18 protein-coding genes are annotated in these 15855 nt (G+C 60.3%); 11 read left to right on the plus strand and 7 right to left on the minus strand.

All coding sequences use genetic code 11. The annotated features are described in order from the left end of the window. Positions 1–28 precede the first annotated feature (28 nt). From ACK9YZ_RS18010 to cysE, 4 genes are read left to right on the plus strand one after another with little or no spacing between them, the layout of a single operon-like run. The gene (locus ACK9YZ_RS18010) at positions 29–1093 is read left to right on the plus strand and encodes a CobW family GTP-binding protein (protein ID WP_416064715.1); all 1065 of its coding nucleotides are present in this window, start codon (positions 29–31) and stop codon (positions 1091–1093) included. Beyond that, the gene (locus ACK9YZ_RS18015) at positions 1093–2085 is read left to right on the plus strand and encodes a WD40 repeat domain-containing protein (RefSeq protein WP_416064716.1); all 993 of its coding nucleotides are present in this window, start codon (positions 1093–1095) and stop codon (positions 2083–2085) included. The genes ACK9YZ_RS18010 and ACK9YZ_RS18015 overlap by 1 nt, the downstream gene beginning before the upstream one ends. Before the next feature lie 4 nt (positions 2086–2089). Next, complete coding sequence (locus ACK9YZ_RS18020) at positions 2090–2572, plus strand: GNAT family N-acetyltransferase (protein ID WP_416064717.1); 483 nt, start codon at positions 2090–2092, stop codon at positions 2570–2572. A 41-nt stretch (positions 2573–2613) separates the two neighbouring features. Continuing rightward, positions 2614–3426 carry a serine O-acetyltransferase gene (cysE, locus tag ACK9YZ_RS18025; protein WP_416064718.1) on the plus strand — a complete coding sequence of 271 codons (813 nt, stop codon included), beginning with the start codon at positions 2614–2616 and terminating at the stop codon, positions 3424–3426. A gap of 12 nt (positions 3427–3438) precedes the next feature. On the opposite strand, the gene ACK9YZ_RS18030 is transcribed toward cysE, so the two are convergent. Next, a complete protein-coding gene (locus ACK9YZ_RS18030; RefSeq protein ID WP_416064719.1) occupies positions 3439–4596 on the minus strand; it encodes a GGDEF domain-containing protein in 1158 nt (385 codons plus the stop codon). Between the two features lie 101 nt (positions 4597–4697). After that, positions 4698–5708 (minus strand): serine hydrolase domain-containing protein, encoded by a 1011-nt coding sequence (locus tag ACK9YZ_RS18035; RefSeq protein ID WP_416064720.1) that lies wholly within the window; start codon positions 5706–5708, stop codon positions 4698–4700. A gap of 163 nt (positions 5709–5871) precedes the next feature. On the opposite strand from ACK9YZ_RS18035, the gene ACK9YZ_RS18040 reads away from it, so the two are divergent. Beyond that, a complete protein-coding gene (locus tag ACK9YZ_RS18040) occupies positions 5872–6837 on the plus strand; it encodes an NAD-dependent epimerase/dehydratase family protein (RefSeq protein WP_216755951.1) in 966 nt (321 codons plus the stop codon). 61 nt (positions 6838–6898) lie between these two features. Here ACK9YZ_RS18040 and ACK9YZ_RS18045 read toward each other — a convergent pair whose 3' ends face one another. Continuing rightward, positions 6899–7489: a GNAT family N-acetyltransferase gene (locus tag ACK9YZ_RS18045; RefSeq protein WP_416064721.1), complete on the minus strand. Its 591-nt coding sequence runs from the start codon at positions 7487–7489 to the stop codon at positions 6899–6901. A gap of 96 nt (positions 7490–7585) precedes the next feature. After that, positions 7586–8719, minus strand: a complete 1134-nt coding sequence (odc2, locus tag ACK9YZ_RS18050; protein WP_183735340.1) for an ornithine/lysine decarboxylase — start codon at positions 8717–8719, stop codon at positions 7586–7588. 530 nt (positions 8720–9249) lie between these two features. Between odc2 and ACK9YZ_RS18055 the strand changes: the two genes are divergently transcribed. The 3 genes from ACK9YZ_RS18055 to ACK9YZ_RS18065 all read left to right on the plus strand — a co-directional run bounded on the left by ACK9YZ_RS18055 (position 9250) and on the right by ACK9YZ_RS18065 (position 11947). Further along, positions 9250–10143 (plus strand): LysR family transcriptional regulator, encoded by an 894-nt coding sequence (locus tag ACK9YZ_RS18055; protein WP_216755953.1) that lies wholly within the window; start codon positions 9250–9252, stop codon positions 10141–10143. Positions 10144–10241: 98 nt separating this feature from the next. Next, positions 10242–10883 carry a DUF1007 family protein gene (locus tag ACK9YZ_RS18060; RefSeq protein WP_216755954.1) on the plus strand — a complete coding sequence of 214 codons (642 nt, stop codon included), beginning with the start codon at positions 10242–10244 and terminating at the stop codon, positions 10881–10883. Beyond that, positions 10877–11947 carry a nickel/cobalt transporter gene (locus ACK9YZ_RS18065; protein WP_416064722.1) on the plus strand — a complete coding sequence of 357 codons (1071 nt, stop codon included), beginning with the start codon at positions 10877–10879 and terminating at the stop codon, positions 11945–11947. The genes ACK9YZ_RS18060 and ACK9YZ_RS18065 overlap by 7 nt, the downstream gene beginning before the upstream one ends. A gap of 4 nt (positions 11948–11951) precedes the next feature. Here the strand turns inward: ACK9YZ_RS18065 and ACK9YZ_RS18070 are convergent, their stop codons facing one another. The 3 genes from ACK9YZ_RS18070 to ACK9YZ_RS18080 form a co-directional block, all read right to left on the minus strand. Beyond that, positions 11952–12158 (minus strand): hypothetical protein, encoded by a 207-nt coding sequence (locus ACK9YZ_RS18070; protein WP_216758935.1) that lies wholly within the window; start codon positions 12156–12158, stop codon positions 11952–11954. A gap of 87 nt (positions 12159–12245) precedes the next feature. After that, positions 12246–12965 (minus strand): tellurite resistance TerB family protein, encoded by a 720-nt coding sequence (locus ACK9YZ_RS18075; RefSeq protein ID WP_416064723.1) that lies wholly within the window; start codon positions 12963–12965, stop codon positions 12246–12248. Between the two features lie 131 nt (positions 12966–13096). Then, complete coding sequence (locus ACK9YZ_RS18080) at positions 13097–13735, minus strand: 2-dehydro-3-deoxy-phosphogluconate aldolase (RefSeq protein ID WP_416064724.1); 639 nt, start codon at positions 13733–13735, stop codon at positions 13097–13099. Positions 13736–13887: 152 nt separating this feature from the next. Between ACK9YZ_RS18080 and ACK9YZ_RS18085 the strand changes: the two genes are divergently transcribed. From ACK9YZ_RS18085 to ACK9YZ_RS18095, 3 genes are all read left to right on the plus strand, one after another. Beyond that, on the plus strand, positions 13888–14376 hold the full coding sequence (locus ACK9YZ_RS18085; protein WP_416064725.1) for a CYTH domain-containing protein: 489 nt from the start codon (positions 13888–13890) through the stop codon (positions 14374–14376). After that, positions 14354–15262, plus strand: coding sequence for a CHAD domain-containing protein (locus tag ACK9YZ_RS18090; RefSeq protein WP_416064726.1), 909 nt, complete (start codon positions 14354–14356; stop codon positions 15260–15262). Before ACK9YZ_RS18085 ends, ACK9YZ_RS18090 begins: the two co-directional genes overlap by 23 nt. 73 nt (positions 15263–15335) lie before the next feature. Beyond that, positions 15336–15812, plus strand: a complete 477-nt coding sequence (locus tag ACK9YZ_RS18095) for a VOC family protein (protein WP_216755959.1) — start codon at positions 15336–15338, stop codon at positions 15810–15812. Positions 15813–15855: the final 43 nt, after the last annotated feature.

Below are 15855 nucleotides of genomic sequence, written 5' to 3' on the forward strand. Positions count from 1 at the left end.
GGTCAAGGCCCCATTCCCAGAGGTTCTCATGACCGACGCGATCCAGACACAGCAGAAGCCCATCCCCGTTACCGTGCTCACCGGTTATCTCGGCGCGGGCAAGACGACACTGCTCAACCGCATTCTTTCCGAAAGTCACGGCAAGAAATATGCTGTCATCGTCAACGAGTTTGGCGAGATCGGCATCGACAACGACCTGATCGTCGAATCCGACGAAGAAATCTACGAAATGAACAATGGCTGTGTGTGCTGCACGGTCCGCGGCGACCTGATCCGTGTCGTCGAAGGCCTGATGCGCCGTCCCGGCCGCTTCGATGGCATCATCGTCGAAACCACCGGCCTTGCCGATCCGGTTCCGGTTGCCCAGACATTCTTCATGGATGACGACGTGCGCGCCAAGACCGAACTCGATGCCGTCGTCGCCCTCGTCGATGCCAAGCATCTGCCGCTGCGCCTGAAGGACAGCCGCGAGGCCGAGGACCAGATCGCCTTCGCCGATGTCGTCATCATCAACAAGACCGACCTCGTGACGCCGGAAGAACTGGCTCAGATCGACGATATCGTGCGCGCCATCAACCCGGCCGCCCGCGTCTACAAGACCAGCCGCTCCGGCGTCGATCTCGCCCGTGTGCTGGATCAGGGTGCCTTCAATCTTGAGCGCGCACTGGAAAACGATCCGCATTTCCTCGAGCACGGCCATGACGATCATGTCTGCGGCCCGGATTGCGATCATGACCACCATCATCACGATCATCATCACGATCACCACGGCGAGATGTCGGCCATCCATGACGTGACGGTTCAGTCCGTTTCGCTGCGCGGCGGCGAAATGAACCCGGAGCGCTTCTTCCCCTGGATCCAGAAGATCACCCAGACGCAAGGCCCGAACATCCTGCGCCTCAAGGGCATCATCGCCTTCAAGGATGACGCCGAGCGCTATGTCATCCAGGGCGTGCACATGATCATCGAAGGCGATCACCAGCGTCCCTGGAAGGACGGCGAAAAGCACGAGACCCGTCTCGTCTTCATCGGCCGAGATCTCGATCGCGCAAAGCTGGAAGAATCCTTCAAGGCGTGCGAGGCGGCCGCCTGATGCCAACAGTTGCACCGCTTGATCTCGACGGCCACATTCTGGCCGTCGAATTTTTAGGTGATGTCCCCTTCTTCGCGAGCGCCAGCGGTACCTTTCACCGGCTCGAAGGCAGCGACAAGGTCATCGAAGCCCATCAGGGCATGTTGACGGCGATCCGCGATCCCTACAGCGAGAGCCTGATTTCGGGCGGCGAGGATGGCAAGGTGCTGCGCATCGATGCTAATGGCAGTGTCAGCGAGATCGCATCCGCCCCGCGCAAGTGGATTTCGCAGGTCGCCGCCGGCCCGCAGGGCGCTGTCGCCTATTCCTACGGCAAGAGCACGCTGGTGCGCCTCGCCGATGGCACGACCAAGGATTTCGCGGAAGAGCGCACGGTCGAAGGCATTGCCTTTGCACCGAAAGGCCTGCGCATAGCCGCAGCCCGCTATAACGGTGTTTCGCTGCACTGGGTCGGCATGAGCGCCAAGCCTGTTGATCTCGAATGGAAGGGCGCCCATACCGGCGTGACCTTCTCGCCTGATGGTAATTTCCTCGTCACCTCGATGCAGGAAAACGCGCTGCATGGTTGGAAGCTTGACGTAAAATCGGGCACCGAAGCCCGCCATATGCGCATGACCGGCTATCCCGCCAAGGTCAAATCGCTCTCCTGGTCCGCCAAGGGCAAGTGGCTCGCATCGTCGGGTGCACCGGCCGCCATCGTCTGGCCCTTCCAGGGAAAGGACGGCCCGATGGGCAAGGCGCCGCTGGAACTCGGCACCCGCGCCAACATCATGGCGACCGCAGTGAAATTCCATCCGGCAGAGGATATCCTCGCCATCGGTTTCATCGACGGCATGATCCTCGCCGTCCGTCTCGCCGACAGCAAGGAAGCGCTATTGCGCCGCCCCGGCAAGGGCGCCATCACCAGTATGAGCTGGAGCAAAAACGGTAAGCTGCTCGCCTTCGCCTCCGAAGCCGGCGATTGCGGCGTGGTAAATATCGCAGCGGACTGATTCCATGGCGGTCGAAGTCGCACCTTTGGATGCCGGGCATATGTATCAGGCGGCCATGGTGCGGCGCGTTGCGCTATGGCACGCACTACCGCACCTTCGCGATGTGCACACGCCTGAGGAAGACGAAGCCCATTGGCGAACGCATCTGCTGTCGGAATACACGGTTCTCGGCGCCTTCCTCGACGGTGGGCTTGCCGGCGTTATTGCCTACGGAAATGGCTGGATCGAGCAGCTCTATGTTCTGCCCGATGTCCAGGGCATGGGGATTGGCACAAGGTTTCTCTCTTTGGCGGTAAACGACATGAACGACATCCGTCTCTGGACCTTCCAGAAAAATCGCCGAGCTCGCGCCTTCTATGAAGCGCGTGGCTTCTCATCCGTCGAGGAAACCGACGGCAGTGGCAATGAGGAAGGAGAGCCTGACGTGCTCTACCATTGGCGTCGCCTGCCGGAACCGGTGTATGGTGCTGATCCACTCCGCCACTGAACACTTGGCTGTGCCCAGAGTGCAAGAACAAGGATCCGGGAATGCAAGCTCCGAATAACGCCGCCGCCAAGGAGTTGGGCGCCTTCGCGTCCGTCTGGTCGGCGATCCGTGCCGAAGCGACGGATCTCGCGACGCGTGAGCCGACGCTGCGAACTTTGCTCGAAACGCATGTCATCGGCGCAGAAAGCGATGCTGATATCATCGCGCATGTGATCTCCGCACGCCTCGCGGTGGCAAAGATCGATGCCCAAGACCTTTTCCGGCTGTTTCACGGCATATTGCTGGAACATGCCGATATCCGCGCGGCCATTGAAGCCGATCTTCTGGCGGTGCGCGAACGCGACCCCGCCTGCACCACCTATCTGCACGCACTTCTGAACCTCAAGGGCTTTCACGCCCTGGAGACGCATCGCATTGCCCATGCCCTCTGGACCGACGGCCGCTTCGAGATTGCGAGCTGGCTTTCCAACCTCGCCTCGCTGGTCTTCGGCCCGGATATCCATCCGGCGGCAAGGATCGGTTCCTCGATCATGCTGGACCATGGCTCGGGCATCGTGATTGGCGAAACAGCCGTCATCGAAGATGAAGTCTCTATCCTGCAGAACGTAACGCTTGGCGGTACGGGGAAGGAGACAGGTGATCGCCACCCGAAGATACGCCACGGCGTGATGATCGGCGCCGGTGCGAAGATCCTCGGCAATATCGAGATCGGTGCTTTCAGCAAGGTCGCGGCTGGAAGTGTCGTGCTGAAGCCGGTCCCGGCGCATTGCACAGTCGCCGGCGTTCCGGCAGCCGTCGTGCGCATCCATCGCAATGATGAGATCCCCGCAGAGACCATGGATCAGAATATCTGAAAGCCAGGCCGCTCAGGCAGCCTGCTGGTTTTCCCCTGAGGCTTCGACACGGTTGCGGCCCTCGCGCTTCGAACGATAAAGCGCTTCATCTGCTCTCTGCACCAGCCGGTCGAAATCCACGGTGTTTTCCCTGCGCGTGGCGACGCCAATGCTGAGCGTCGGAGAGATTGCCAGATCCGGCATCTGCATGACGGCTGCCGCAAAGGAGAGACGAATGCGGTTGGCAATCGTGACGGCCTCGTCCTGATCGACATTCCGAAGCACCGCAAGGAATTCATCGCCGCCCTGCCGAGACAGCAGATCACTGGACCGCATGATGCCCTTCGACACGGCAGCAAAGAGCCGCAGGACCTCGTCGCCGGTGGCATGACCGTGCTGATCGTTCAACTGCTTGAAATGATCGATATCGATGATGAGCAGCGATACCGGCTGAGCGCCAAGCAACGGCACATGCTGAGCAAGGCCGCTGCGGTTGAGCGTTCCAGTGAGTGGGTCGTGATGGGCAAGCTCGATGAGCTGATTCCGGCTTCGCTCCGCCGCCATCAACACCATCGCCATGCTGCGCAGCATGATGAAGGCGACAGCCGATACCGCCATCCAGCTGTGGATCACGCTGCTGCCGAAGGGATCCGGTCCGCCGATGTCACCGGTGGCGGCCAAGAAGCTGCGTACCGCGAAGATGGCCGCGGTGGCGACGTAGAGGCCGCAAAGAATGGCCGCCGAATAGAGCTTCTCACAGCGGACGATGCCTGCAGCTTCCCTGACGATGGTGAGATCGCAAAGGCAGCAGATCACCGAGACATAGAGCAGGCGTTCAGATATCGCCGAGGGATCGCTGATGAAAAGCGCCACCGGCATGCTGGCGCTGACGATCACGATCCAGAAATAACGCCGATGGATGGGATGGCCGGCAAAAGCGCGCACCGCAAAGAACATCAGCATGTAGCCGACGATGGTCAGCACATTGCCGGCGTCGACGGAGACATAATTGGGAACGAGATTGCGCAGCGCGACGAGGAAAGAACCGATGCCGACGAGCAGGTTGCTCGCACCCCACCAGAGCGGCCAGCGTTCGAAGCGGCCTGTTGCATAGGCGGCAAACTGCAGAGCGCTCAAAACGACGCAGCTCACCGCAACGATGAAATAGATTGTCCGCAGATCCAGCAGCATCGAGCCTGTCCCGAAGTCCCATGCGGCGAACCCTACAGGAAGCAATTTGCAGTTTGATTGGACGCTTCGCTAAAAATTTAGCGACGTCTCGTTTTTCTGCGTCAGGTTGCCCGTACCGTGCCGATGATGTCAGCCAGCAGGCCGTGCAGCGAATCACGGTAGCCGTTGCGGGCGGAAGGGCCGCTCTCTTCCGAGGTCATGACCACGGTGAGATTGAGCGACGGTACGATATAGAGCATCTGCCCACCGTAGCCCCAAGCGAAATGCACCTGCTCTCCGCCGATCTGCCGAGTGAACCAGCCATAGCCATATTCGTCGCCGGAGAAGCGCGAATTGGTGCGGTACTGCCAGGACTGGGCGACCCAGTCCGCCGGAACCACCTGTTTGCCATCGGCCGTACGCCCGCCATTGCGGTAGAGCTCGCCGAAGGCAAGCAGGGATCGGGCGCTCATCGCCATCTGGTTGCCGCCGAGATAGATGCCCTGCGGGTCACGCTCCCACGCACCGATGCGGAAACCCTCGACAGGGCCGAGCCATTCCCGCGCCAGCGCCAGCGTCGACTTGCCACCAACCTTGGTGAGAATGGCTGAGAGAAGATGCGTGGAGGCCGTGGAATAGAGCATCTCCCCGCCCGGCTGACCGGTGAAAGGTTGCGCCAGTGCAAAGCGCACCCAGTTGCGAGAGGAAACCCAGCGCCCGTAATTCGCCCCCGACAGGCGATCCAGCCCCGCCTGCATGGAGAGAAGATTGCCGACCGTGATCTCGTTGAGGCGAGGATCCGGACGAACGGGCAGATCCGCCTTCAGGATCGGCGCGATCTTCTGGTCCGGTCCTTCCAGCAGGCCCTTGCCGATGGCAATCCCGACCAGTGCCGAAATGATCGACTTCGAGGCGGACTTGATATTGGTCGATTCCGATGGCTTGTGGCCGCGATAGCCATGCTCTGCCACCACGCGCCCATCACGAGCGACAACGACGGTTTTCAGAGGCTTCAGCTCGTCCCGACTTCCGAGGCTGTCCAGAAGAACTGGGACGGAGCCCGCCGCCTGCTGAGCGGCAGCGGCAATCGGGACGAGCAGTAGAAGAAGTAAGAAAGCAAGGCGCTTGATCATGGAGCGATGAGCTAGCGCAAGTGGGCGACGAAATCAGCAGCAGAGACCGGCGATTCACGCGGACGTGAAACTATATGATCCGCGCACTGACCACTTGCAGTCTCGCGAAGCGGCACGACATACTGCACATGACCAGCCCACCTGCGCATCTGGAGGAGACAGCATGGCCCGCGTGATCGTCATCGGAGCAACAGGACATGTCGGCACCTATCTCGTGCCTCGCCTGGTCGAGGCCGGCCATGAGGTGGTGGCGATCAGCCGCGGCGCGGCCGCGCCCTACAAGACGAGTGAAGCGTGGAGCCGCGTCGATATAAGACACATGGATCGCGCAGCGCTCGAGGCCGAAGGCCGCTTCGGCCATGAGATCCGTGCGCTGAATGGCGAGATCGTCATCGACATGATCTGCTTCACGCCTGACAGCAACGAACAACTGACAACCGCCCTCGAAGGCCATGTCGGCCATTTCCTTCACACCGGGACGATCTGGACGCATGGTTTCTCCACCGTCGTCCCGACGCCCGAGGAGGCGCCGAAGAAGCCCTTCGGCGACTACGGCGTGAAGAAAGCGGCGATCGAAGCCTATCTGTTGCGGATGGCGCGGGAGAGGAACTTCCCCGCAACCCTCATCCATCCCGGCCATATCGTCGGTCCCGGCTGGAGCCCTCTGAACCCGGCAGGTCACTTCAATCCCAATGTTTTCACGACACTGGCGCGCGGCGAAACCCTCGCCCTGCCGAATTTCGGCATGGAAACCGTACATCACGTCCATGCCGACGACATTGCCGAACTCTTCATGGCCGCCATTGCCAAGCCGCAGGCGGCGATCGGCGAGGCCTTCCATGCGGTTTCGGAAAAGGCAATCACGCTACGAGGTTATGCTGAGGCGATGGCCGCATGGTTTGGCGAGGAAGCGAAGCTGGAATTCCTCGCATATGACGCCTGGGCGGAAAAACAGATCCCGGAAGAAGCGAGAGCAACCTGGGAACACATCGCCCGCAGCCCCAATTGCTCGATGGAAAAAGCCCGTCGGCTGCTTGGCTTCACCCCACGGCACAGCTCGTTGCAGGCTGTGCAGGAAGCCGTCCGCTGGCTGATTGACAATGGCCGGATACAGACAACGGCTCCCTGATCCCCAGACGACGTCCCCGAAGCAAAAAGCCCCTCCCGGAGATTGGGAGGGGCTTTGCCGGTCAGGCCGCCTTCCGGACCGTCGCGCCAGCCAGCATACGTCCCGAAGGGACGATCATACCAGCCGCGCCGCCAAGCCAGCCCTCAACAAGTTCGAGCGCCAGAAAACGCGAACGTTCGAAGGGGCCGGGCATGACTAGGTGACGAGCCTTTTCGGCGAAGAAGCCGAAACGCTCGTAATAATCCGCATCGCCGACGAGGAGGATTGCACCGTGGCCGCGCTTTTTTGCTTCGAGGATCGCCGCTCGCATCAGTGCAGAACCGATACCCTTGCCGCCATGTTTGCCATCCACGGCGAGCGGGCCGAGCAACAGCGCATCGAGCGGCGAGCCTTCGTAATTGATGCCGGCTTCGACATTCCACAAGCGCACCGTGCCGATGACACGGCCGTCGCGGTCACGCGCGACCAGCGCTAGGCCCTCGGCCGGGACGCGGTTGCGGCGGATCATTTCCGACGACTTCTTGCGACGATCCGGACCCATGACGCGATCGAGCAAGCTCTCGCGAGCGACGACATCGGACGGATTTTCCACGTCGATGGTGAAAGCAACAGGCGCAAAGAATGCGCGGACAGAATCAAGAACAGCGGCCATCTTGGCCTCCCGTACCCAATACCGTTATCAGCGGTGATGACTGGAAATTGTGAAGTTGCCGCCCCGGCTGATTACGGGGCTGGCAGAAACAGGACCTTAGATGACGTAGGCCTTCAGCGGCTCGAAGCCGTTGAAAGCGACCGCCGAGTAGGTCGTCGTATAGGCGCCGGTGCCTTCGATCAGAACCTCGTCGCCAATCGTCAAGGATATCGGCAGCGGATAGAGGTTCTTTTCGTACAGCACATCGGCAGAGTCGCAGGTCGGGCCGGCGATCACGCAGGGTTCCATTTCGTCGCCGTCACGCTCGGTGCGGATCGGGTAACGGATGGCCTCGTCCATCGTTTCGGCGAGACCGCCGAATTTTCCGATGTCGAGGAAAACCCAGCGGGCGTCGTCATTATCAGACTTCTTGGAGATCAGCACGACTTCAGCCTTGATGACGCCGGCATTGCCAACCATGCCGCGACCCGGCTCGATAATCGTCTGCGGGATCTGGTTGCCGAAATGCGTGCGCAGCGCCTGGTAGATCGACTTGCCGTAAGCTTCTGCCGACGGAACGTCGCGCAGGTACTTGGTCGGGAAGCCGCCGCCCATGTTGACCATCTGCAGGTGGATGCCCTGCTTGGCAAGTTGAACGAAAACACGCTTGGCATCGGCAAGGGCCGAATCCCAAGCATCGACCTTAGTCATCTGCGAGCCGACATGGAACGAGACGCCGTAGGACTGCAGGCCGAGCTGATGAGCGTAGACGAGAACGTCGACGGCCATCTGCGGAACGCAGCCGAACTTGCGCGACAGCGGCCATTCGGCACCTTCGCCATCGGTCAGCACGCGGCAGAAAACGCGAGCGCCTGGAGCCGCACGGGAAATCTTCTCGACTTCTTCGTGGCTGTCGACGGCAAAGAGGCTGACGCCAAGCGCATGGGCGCGGGCGACATCGCGTTCCTTCTTGATCGTGTTGCCGTAGGAAATACGGGCCGCGGTCGCACCGGCTTCGAGCGCCATTTCGATTTCTGCGACGGACGCGCAATCGAAATTGGAGCCGAGGCCCGCGAGCAGTTTCAGCACTTCCGGGGCCGGATTGGCCTTGACGGCATAGTAGATAGCGCTGTCCGGCATGGCGTGACGGAAGGCATGGAAATTGTCGCTGATGACGTCGAGGTCAACCACGAGGCAGGGACCGTCGGGACGTCGGGTTGCGAGAAAGTCGCGGATGCGCTGGGTGGTCATATCGATTCCCTCTTCCAATTCCAGAGCTCCGGCATGAACCGGAGGACAAAGGGCATACAAGAACCGCTCAGGAACCAGCCGGTGGAGACCCCGGATCCTTGACGGCGCTTGATGCGCGAATAGTGAACCAACGCCGCTGACGCGGTATAGGTTCGGCTTTGTCTGCCATGGATTGGAGGGAGTATCCCTGCCGCACTTCCGGCAATGAAGGTGTGCCTCTTCAGTAACCCCCGCTGATGGAAAGCAGGGAGAGAACAAAAAGGCCCGCACCGTCGTTGCTTCAGGCGTCCTCGCATTTTCCGGTTGGCCGGAATAGCGACTGGAGGGGTTAATTCCAGGTACCTTACCGATTTCCTCACCAATTCGAGGGTTCGGCGGACACCCATGGGCACGTGCGACTTTGGGCTGAGTGGGAAATAAGAATATTCGCCTTCACAATCAAGAGAAATTTTGACGTGCGGCCCAAAAAAATAATTGAACGATGAGGGACAATTTGTTCAACCTCCTTCAACAGATTTGGAGGACCGCTTATGGACACCCTGACCCGCATACGTGCCTTCATCGATGTTGTTGAAGCAGAAGGCTTTTCCGCCGCGGCGCGACGCACGGGGCGCTCAAAGGCGCTGCTCTCAAAATACGTGCGTGAACTGGAAGACGAACTGGGCGCTCTGCTGCTCAACCGCACCACCCGGCAGTTCTCCATGACCGAAGCTGGCCACACCTATTATCGCACAGCTTCCGACATACTGAAGGAGATCGACAACCTTGCCGATCTCGTGCGCGAGAACAATGCGCAGCTGAAGGGCCGCCTCAAGGTCTCCGTACCGCGCACCTTCGTCGATGCGGATGTCGGCCAGTCGTTGATCGATTTCGCCAAGGAAAATCCGAACCTGCAGCTGGAGATCGCCGCTGATGACCGTTTCGTCGACCTGATCGAGGAAGGCTTCGACGTTGCGGTCCGCGTCACCAAGCTTGAAGATTCCGGCATGATCGCCCGCAAGATTTCCGATTTCCGCGTGCATATCTGCGCCACGCCGGAATTCCTGGAGCGGTACCCCAATATCGAGCACCCGAGCGACATCTCCAATGTGCCGTTCATCGTCGACACCAATTCCCGCAGCCAGGCAAGCATCCGCTTCTACAATCCCGACAGCACCTCCTTTGCGGTCGCCGTTTCCGGCCCGATGGAAGTCAACAGCCCGCATGCCACGCTGCGCGCCGCGCTGTCGGGGATCGGTATTGCGTTGATTCCTGACTTTATCGCCCGCAAGCCAATCGAAGACGGCCGGCTGGTGACGTTATTCAACGATTATATTCCGACCGACCGCGGCATCTATGCCGTCTATCCGCACCGGCGTTATCTGCCGGCAAAGGTGAGAATCTTCGTGGATTACCTCCACAACTGGTTCAAGAAACATCCCTGAAGCGGGCAGGTGCGCGCCCAAGCGTCGCAGGGGCGGTCCCAATTCCGTCCCATTTTCTGGTGAGAGATCACTCCAACCGAACAGGGCAGCGGGTAAACATGAAACGATCGACACTTCTGACGGCTGGGCTTCTTTCGCTTGTCCCCGCCACCGCCTTCGCCCATCCGCATATCTTCGTGGAGGCCCGGCTGGAAGTCGTCGCAGCACCTGACGGCAGCATTCAGGAACTGCGCAACGTCTGGCGTTTCGACGAGGTCTTCTCCTCCTCGGTCGTCATGGATTTCGACAAGAACACCGATCTGAAGCTGGAGCCGAACGAACTTGCCGAGGTCGGCAAGACCGTTCGGGATTCGCTTGCCGATTACGATTACTACATGAACCTGACGATCAACGGGAAGAACATCACCGTCCAGAAGCCCGATATTATCCATGTCGATTACAAGGATGGCCAGCTCTTGATGTTTTTCGCCGTCAAGCCGGTCGAAAAGATGCCGCTGAAGGGCAAGCTCACCTTCGGCGTCTACGACCCGACGCTCTACACCTCAATCGATTTTCCGACCGACAACGAGCTTGCCATGGTCGGGACCAACTTCCAATCCTGCAAGCACGCGGTCGTGCGCCCGGACGCGGACGAGGTGATCTCGGAAAACAAGCAATCGCTGACCGACGCATTCTTCAACGATCCGACCGGCACCAATATGTCGAAGCTCTTCGCCACGCGGCTGGAGATCACATGCTGACAAAACGCCTGCCTCTCGCCCTGCTCGCGCTTGCCATCATGGCTGCCGCCGCTCACGCCCAATCGCCGCTCGGCATCGGCACGGCGGAGCCGAGCTTCCAGCCGACAGGCGGGCCGCTGGCGCCTCTTTTTCTCTATGTCAACTACGAGCAGCAGGCCTTCTACCGCGCCCTGACCAACGCGCTGAAGGAAATGCGCCAGGATCCCTGGCAGCTCTCTTCGCTGATCGGCCTTTCCTTTGCCTACGGCGTCTTTCATGCCGCCGGCCCCGGCCACGGCAAGGCCGTCATCTCGTCCTACATGATCGCCAACGAAGTCGAGCTTCGACGTGGCGTCGTCATCTCCTTCATCTCCGCCTTCGTTCAGGGCGTCATGGCGGTCGTGCTCGTCGGCGGCGCCTGGCTGGTGCTGCGCGGCACCGGCATCACGCTGACCATGGCAACACAGGCCATGGAAATTGCCAGCTTCGTGATGGTGATCCTCTTCGGCGGTTGGCTGCTTTTCCGCAAGCTGCGCTCGATCGCCGGTAGCCGGCCGCATAGGCACCTGATGGCAACGCCAGCCGGCCCCGTCAGCATGATGCTGAATTGGAAGGATAATGTCGCCGAGCGCCAGAGCGCCGATTTCAGCTTCAACGGCAAGGCGCAGGCGGTCGAGCGCGGCCACACCTATGTGCCCGGCATGGTCTGCGAGACCTGCGGCAACGCCCATGTGCCCGATCCTTCGCTCGTCAGCGGCGACAAGTTCAGCATGCGCGAAGCCTGGTCGGCTGTCATCGCCGTGGGCTTACGCCCCTGCTCCGGCGCATTGCTGGTCATGACCTTCTCACTGCTGAACGGGCTTTATCTCGGCGGCGTGCTCTCGGTCGTCGCCATGTCGCTCGGCACCGCGATTACGGTTGCGGTTCTCGCCACACTTGCCGTCACCGCCAAAAGTACTGCTGTACGCCTCTCCGGCCGCGGCTCGTCAGCCTCCATCTGGATCGGCAATGCGATCGAGATACTGGGCGCAATTCTCGTAATCCTGATGGGTGTGTTGCTGCTCGGAGCCTCCCTGCAGGGATAGGCCCTCAGGGCTTCTTGCTGTGCTGGTAGCGCGCCCGCAGCCAGAATATACCGAAGAAGCACATCAACAGGCAGACGCCGACGATGACGGCCAATGTCGGCGAGAAACTGCCGATCCATAGCACGATGGTCGGCAGGAAATAGATCACCAGCCCAGCACAAACCAGAATGATAGCGGCTGCAATTGCCTGCGAACGGCTTTCCGGGCTCATGGACATGCTCACTCCTCTTGTCCGGGAGTGGAATAGGCCAGCCGCCTCGCAAAGGCAACCGGCCCTGATACTGCTGGAATCGTGATGCTATTGGGACAAAGTGACCTTGGCGGAAGAAACCGTCGCCTCGATATGATCGACAAGCTGATCGGGAAGACCCAGCCTGCCGGCGAGCAGATCGAGATAGCCGCGTTCGGCGCGCGAATCCGGATCGATCGTCAGGCGCGAGGCGGTGTAGAGTTCGACCTTCTGCTCCTCGGTAACGGCGGCTGAGACAAGCGCATCGATATCCGTCGGCTCCGAAAGCTCGTGCTCGATGAAGGTCGCTGCCTCCCCGCTGACATCGGCGGCTTTGACCTTGTCCATGATGAGGGCGCGCTCCGCATCGTCGATATGGCCATCGGCCCTGGCGGCGGCGATCATCGCACGGATGAGGACGAGCACGAATTCATTGCTGTTCGCGGGTGAACCCGAGCCGAAACCGGATTCTGCAGGCGGCGGCAGGAGCACGGGATTGTTGGCCGTCGGCGCATCTGACGGTGCTGCAGGCGCCTGTCCGGCCTGATAGTTCTTCCAGGCCTGGTAGCCGAGACCTGCAATGGCTGCGAGACCGCCGATGGTGATGGCATTGCCCGCGATGTTGCGGCCGGCCTTGGTGCCCAGAAGGACGGCGGCAAGCGCGCCAGTCTTCAAGGGATTGTCCTTCGCCATCTGGATCGCATCGCCGGCCCGGTCGCGCACACTGCCGCCCACACCCGGCACCTGAGATCCCAGAAGCTGCTCGAGTAGTTTCTTCGCGTCGAACATGTCCTCACCTTCTCCCTGTTTTAGAGGCTGGAGCAGAACATAGGTTTGCGACTGCCGAAATACAAACGAGGGCGGCGCGGCCACCCTCGTTCAAAATCTATCGGCGTTCAAAACCGGAAAGCCTCGAGAGCTCAGCCCTTCAGCGCGAAAGCTTCCGAAGCAAGCTTGGTGATACCTGCCCAGTCGCCCGCCGCGACCAATTCCTTCGGCGCGACCCACGAACCGCCGACGCAGATGACGTTCGGCAGAGAGAGATAGTCATTGGCATTCTTCAGCGAGATGCCCCCGGTCGGGCAGAAAAGCGTGCCAGACAGCGGCGAGGACAGCGCCTTCAGATAGGCAGCACCGCCGGCCTGCGCAGCCGGGAAGAACTTCAGAACCTGGTAGCCTTCTTCGCGCAGCGCCATGACCTCGCTTGCGGTCGCTGCACCCGGCAACAGCGGCACCGGAGAATCGGCGGCGGCATCCAGAAGCTCCTGGGTCGTACCGGGGCTGACGATGAACTTGGAACCTGCCTGCAGGGCGGCTTCCCAATGAGCAGCGTTGAGGATCGTGCCGGCGCCGACTTCCGCGCCTTCCACTTCAGCAGCAACGGCGCGGACGGCATCGAGAGCGGCCGGCGTGCGCATGGTGATTTCGATGGCCTTGAGACCACCGGCGACAAGCGCGCGCGCAAGCAGCACGGCCGACTTCGCGTCATCGACGATAAGAACCGGAACGACAGGCTGGAGTTTCAGGATGGAAAGGAGTTTCTCTGTCTTCTCGCCCATGGCCGCAGTTTCCTTGAAACGATTGAAATCGGGTTTCGAATAACGCCCTCATAAAGGCTTGTCGAGATAAAACCATCCTGCGCGACAAGACAGGTGTTAAATCACTATAAATTGGGTTACCGTACCGCAATCGTCACAAAAGGTTCATTCGTATGGCGAAAGAGATCGAACGGAAGTTCCTCGTGCGCAGCGATGGTTGGCGCTCCGCAGTTCAGTCGAAATCGGTCCTGAAACAAGGCTATATCGCCTCGATGGACGACCGCTCGGTACGCGTCCGGATATCGGATGAAAAGACCGCGCGGTTAACGCTGAAAATCGGCCGGAGCAGCCTTACCCGCGACGAATTCGAATATGAGATCCCCGTTTCCGACGCCGAGGAATTGCTGGAAAACGCCATCGGCATCGTCATCGAAAAGACGCGTTACCGCGTGCCCCACGAAGGTTTCGTCTGGGAAGTCGATGTTTTCGCCGGCGCCCATCGCGGTCTCATCATAGCCGAGGTCGAGATGCAGGCCGAGACCGACAATCCCTCCCTGCCGGCCTGGATCGGCCGGGAGGTAACAGGTGACTTCCGCTATTCCAATCAGGCACTTGCCACAGAATTCGAGCACGACAGGCATGGGCTATCGCATACGGCCTAAGGCCGACTTTACGGACGAGTTCCAAAGCGCGGCCGTAGAACAGCTCACGCGTGCCATCACCGTTCTGGAGAAACGGCCGGAAGGCACCCATGAGGCGATCCACTCTTTTCGCAAGAATATGAAGCGGCTGCGTTCGCTCTATCGCCTCGTGTCCCACCAAGCGCCGGATTTCCAGAAGCGGGAGAATGCGCGACTGAGAGACACAGCAAGGTCGCTCTCGGCCATCCGCAATGCCGCAGCAATCGTCGACACTGGTCGTTACCTGCAGGAGAATGCTCGCAACGCGGAAGAGGCAGAGGCGCTCGGTCGCATCGTGTCCATTCTGGAAGCGCGCCGCGACTGGATGGCGGAAGCCGAAAGCGACCTCGAGCAGCGGCTGCATGATACCGCCGGCACGCTGCGGGAGGCGATCGCAGCACTCGACGATATCACCTTCGACAAGAGCCACCGCAAGAATGCCCGCATGTTGGCAAAGAGCTGGCGCCGGACGGCATCGCGTGCACGGAAGGCGCTGGATGCCTGCCACGAGGATGCAGCGGCTGAAGATTTTCACGAATTGCGCAAGCGCACCTATGACTACCGGCTCTATCACGCGCTTCTGCGCGATCTCTGGCCGAGCGCGATGAAGGCCAAGCGCGACTGCGCCAAGGACCTCGTCGAACGCCTCGGGCATATCAACGATCTCTCTGTGCTTTCAGGTCTCGTGGAGGCAGAACCGCAGCTCTTCACCCGCAACGACGATCTCGCCCATCTGCTGGATTCCATCATCTTCCGCCAGCAGGAGGCTAGGCGCGAGGCGCTGCTCTGCGCCGAAACGCTCTACGGCGATGAGCCGGATGATGAAGCGCAACGTCTCGAGCTGCTCTGGATCTCGATCCGCAATTGATGCAATTGTCTGTTGACCTCAACAATGGTTGAGGTTCTAGCCTCAGCCTATCGATAAAACTGCTGAGGAAGATATGTCTGCCAATAACGCCATGACGCCGCAAATCCAGGGCATCTACGAAACCCATCTCACCGTCGCCGACCTCAGGACTTCCATATCCTTCTACCGCGATATTCTGGGCCTGGAGCTCGCCGCGGAATTTCCCGAGCGCCGTATTGCCTTCTTCTGGGTGAACGGCAAGAAGAACGCCATGCTCGGCCTCTGGGAAACCGGTACCGGTCCCTTGAAGATGCGCCTGCACATGGCCTTCCGCCTGTCGCAGGAGGAAATGATGCGGGCGCCGGCGCTGCTGATCGACAAGGGCCTGAAGCTGCATGGCTTTCACGGCGAGCCGATCACCGAAGCGATCGTCATCGGCTGGATGCCGGCGCTGTCGCTTTACTTCCACGACCCTGACGGACATTCGATCGAATTCCTGCACGTGCTCGACGAAGAACCGGATGCTGCGTTTGGCATGCGATCCTATGCCGAGTGGAAGGCGCGCGGATAGGCCGCAATCCCACAATACCGTCTTTGCGTAATGTCATTGCGCA

This window comes from Rhizobium sp. ZK1 (assembly GCF_047782645.1).
Taxonomy (GTDB): domain Bacteria; phylum Pseudomonadota; class Alphaproteobacteria; order Rhizobiales; family Rhizobiaceae; genus Rhizobium.

What these genes read in the sequence shown, in the direction of transcription:
- ACK9YZ_RS18010 (WP_416064715.1), top strand. Translation starts at nt 29, where the DNA reads ATGACCGACGCGATCCAGACACAGCAGAAGCCCATCCCCGTTACCGTG.
- ACK9YZ_RS18015 (WP_416064716.1), top strand. Translation starts at nt 1,093, where the DNA reads ATGCCAACAGTTGCACCGCTTGATCTCGACGGCCACATTCTGGCCGTC.
- ACK9YZ_RS18020 (WP_416064717.1), top strand. Translation starts at nt 2,090, where the DNA reads ATGGCGGTCGAAGTCGCACCTTTGGATGCCGGGCATATGTATCAGGCG.
- cysE (WP_416064718.1), top strand. Translation starts at nt 2,614, where the DNA reads ATGCAAGCTCCGAATAACGCCGCCGCCAAGGAGTTGGGCGCCTTCGCG.
- ACK9YZ_RS18030 (WP_416064719.1), bottom strand. Translation starts at nt 4,596, where the DNA reads ATGCTGCTGGATCTGCGGACAATCTATTTCATCGTTGCGGTGAGCTGC.
- ACK9YZ_RS18035 (WP_416064720.1), bottom strand. Translation starts at nt 5,708, where the DNA reads ATGATCAAGCGCCTTGCTTTCTTACTTCTTCTACTGCTCGTCCCGATT.
- ACK9YZ_RS18040 (WP_216755951.1), top strand. Translation starts at nt 5,872, where the DNA reads ATGGCCCGCGTGATCGTCATCGGAGCAACAGGACATGTCGGCACCTAT.
- ACK9YZ_RS18045 (WP_416064721.1), bottom strand. Translation starts at nt 7,489, where the DNA reads ATGGCCGCTGTTCTTGATTCTGTCCGCGCATTCTTTGCGCCTGTTGCT.
- odc2 (WP_183735340.1), bottom strand. Translation starts at nt 8,719, where the DNA reads ATGACCACCCAGCGCATCCGCGACTTTCTCGCAACCCGACGTCCCGAC.
- ACK9YZ_RS18055 (WP_216755953.1), top strand. Translation starts at nt 9,250, where the DNA reads ATGGACACCCTGACCCGCATACGTGCCTTCATCGATGTTGTTGAAGCA.
- ACK9YZ_RS18060 (WP_216755954.1), top strand. Translation starts at nt 10,242, where the DNA reads ATGAAACGATCGACACTTCTGACGGCTGGGCTTCTTTCGCTTGTCCCC.
- ACK9YZ_RS18065 (WP_416064722.1), top strand. Translation starts at nt 10,877, where the DNA reads ATGCTGACAAAACGCCTGCCTCTCGCCCTGCTCGCGCTTGCCATCATG.
- ACK9YZ_RS18070 (WP_216758935.1), bottom strand. Translation starts at nt 12,158, where the DNA reads ATGAGCCCGGAAAGCCGTTCGCAGGCAATTGCAGCCGCTATCATTCTG.
- ACK9YZ_RS18075 (WP_416064723.1), bottom strand. Translation starts at nt 12,965, where the DNA reads ATGTTCGACGCGAAGAAACTACTCGAGCAGCTTCTGGGATCTCAGGTG.
- ACK9YZ_RS18080 (WP_416064724.1), bottom strand. Translation starts at nt 13,735, where the DNA reads ATGGGCGAGAAGACAGAGAAACTCCTTTCCATCCTGAAACTCCAGCCT.
- ACK9YZ_RS18085 (WP_416064725.1), top strand. Translation starts at nt 13,888, where the DNA reads ATGGCGAAAGAGATCGAACGGAAGTTCCTCGTGCGCAGCGATGGTTGG.
- ACK9YZ_RS18090 (WP_416064726.1), top strand. Translation starts at nt 14,354, where the DNA reads ATGGGCTATCGCATACGGCCTAAGGCCGACTTTACGGACGAGTTCCAA.
- ACK9YZ_RS18095 (WP_216755959.1), top strand. Translation starts at nt 15,336, where the DNA reads ATGTCTGCCAATAACGCCATGACGCCGCAAATCCAGGGCATCTACGAA.